This is a genomic window from Mycobacterium sp. 1423905.2, from assembly GCF_001673155.1.
Lineage (GTDB): Bacteria > Actinomycetota > Actinomycetes > Mycobacteriales > Mycobacteriaceae > Mycobacterium.
The window spans coordinates 1-1,290 of sequence record NZ_LZLE01000330.1; the positions used below are offsets into that span (position 1 = coordinate 1).

General features: G+C 66.2%; 1 protein-coding gene and 1 pseudogene. Both read right to left on the minus strand.

Annotated elements, in window-relative coordinates:
* Positions 1–1,003, minus strand: a 1,003-nt coding sequence (locus A9W95_RS22795; protein ID WP_172826692.1) for a siderophore-interacting protein, incomplete at its 3' end; no start/stop codon positions are given.
* Positions 1,003–1,290, minus strand: a pseudogene (locus tag A9W95_RS27380) (TetR/AcrR family transcriptional regulator); the annotation flags it as partial. The gene A9W95_RS22795 and the pseudogene A9W95_RS27380, both read right to left, overlap by 1 nt.

Sequence of the window (1,290 nt, forward strand, 5' to 3'; positions counted from 1 at the left end):
GGAGCCGCGCCAATTCGACCAGCAACACGAACGGCGCCAGCTGCACCAGCGTGACCACCGCCTGCAAGATGCCGGAGAGGATCAACGCGGAGCGAAGTGGCGCGAGCAACTGGCCGGCGGCCTGGGCGCGCCACCTGCCCCGAGGGGCTGGCGAGACAACGTCGCTGGAGGCGGCCGCTACGGACTCAGGCCGCGGCGCAACGACTTCCGGTGTGGTGCTGCCGCTAACCGGCGCCACGATGTCTAAGGTCTCCTCGCCGCGGCGGGTGCCCATCTCGCGGCCGGCGCTCCAATACGCCTGCGCGTGCACTTCGGATTTGGGAAAGCCGAAGGCTTCGCGGAGTCGCTTGCGCACTTGTTTGAGGGCGGTCGCCTCGGGAGTCGCCCAGGCATACCAATTCGACCAGTCGCGCGTCTCGATGGCTTCGGCCAGCGACTTCTCGTCCCGACGCTGAACCCAATGCACCTGCAGCCGCGGATGTTCCGCGATGGGTATCAGCGTGTCATGGTTGTCGTGTTGCTCGAGGTACACCTCGATGGGTACGTCGGGCGGAACCGTCGCGATGATCCCGTTGATTCCTGGAATGGACGCCGAGTCACCGATCAACAGGTAACCCGCCGGTTGTTCCTCGGGTGCGTCGAAGCGGGAAGAACCCATCAACGACATGACGGCGATGGTCGCGCCCGGTCGGACCGTACGGGCCCATGTCGAGGCGGGTCCGGACGGTTCGTGTAGCACAACGTCGACGGCAAAGCGGCCGGTCGCAGCGTCTGCTTCCGAGATCGTGTAGGCGCGCTGGAACTCGGTCTTCGACCCCTCGGGATCGGGGAACCAAAACCGCAGCCACGCAGCGGGTTCTGCTTCGGCGTCTTCGAACAGTGTGGGCGAGACCATCCGTATCCGCACGAAATGTGGTGCGATCAGCTCGGTTTCGATCACCGTGGCGGTATGGTCGCGCGCACCGAAGCCGCGCAACATCGCCCCCTGAAAACCGCGTGCCATCAATGATCCTCTCCCGCGGCGGTGTAACCCGCCACGACTTCGCCGATCGGGCGGCCGGGCCTGATTTCGGCGACCAGCCCCCTGATCGACGCGGCCAGCAACAGCCGGACGAACTCTGAGCTCGAAAGCTTTGGCATCACAACATCGGCCAGCTGCGCGGTATCGGCCAACCGGCCGGCGGCGGCCTCACGCTCCGCGGCGAACCCGGTGGCATGGTCGCCGCTGGAGCTGTGGGTAGTGCTCTCCTCCCGCATGGCCAAGCTGATGGCCAAAGTGGCGACCGCGCT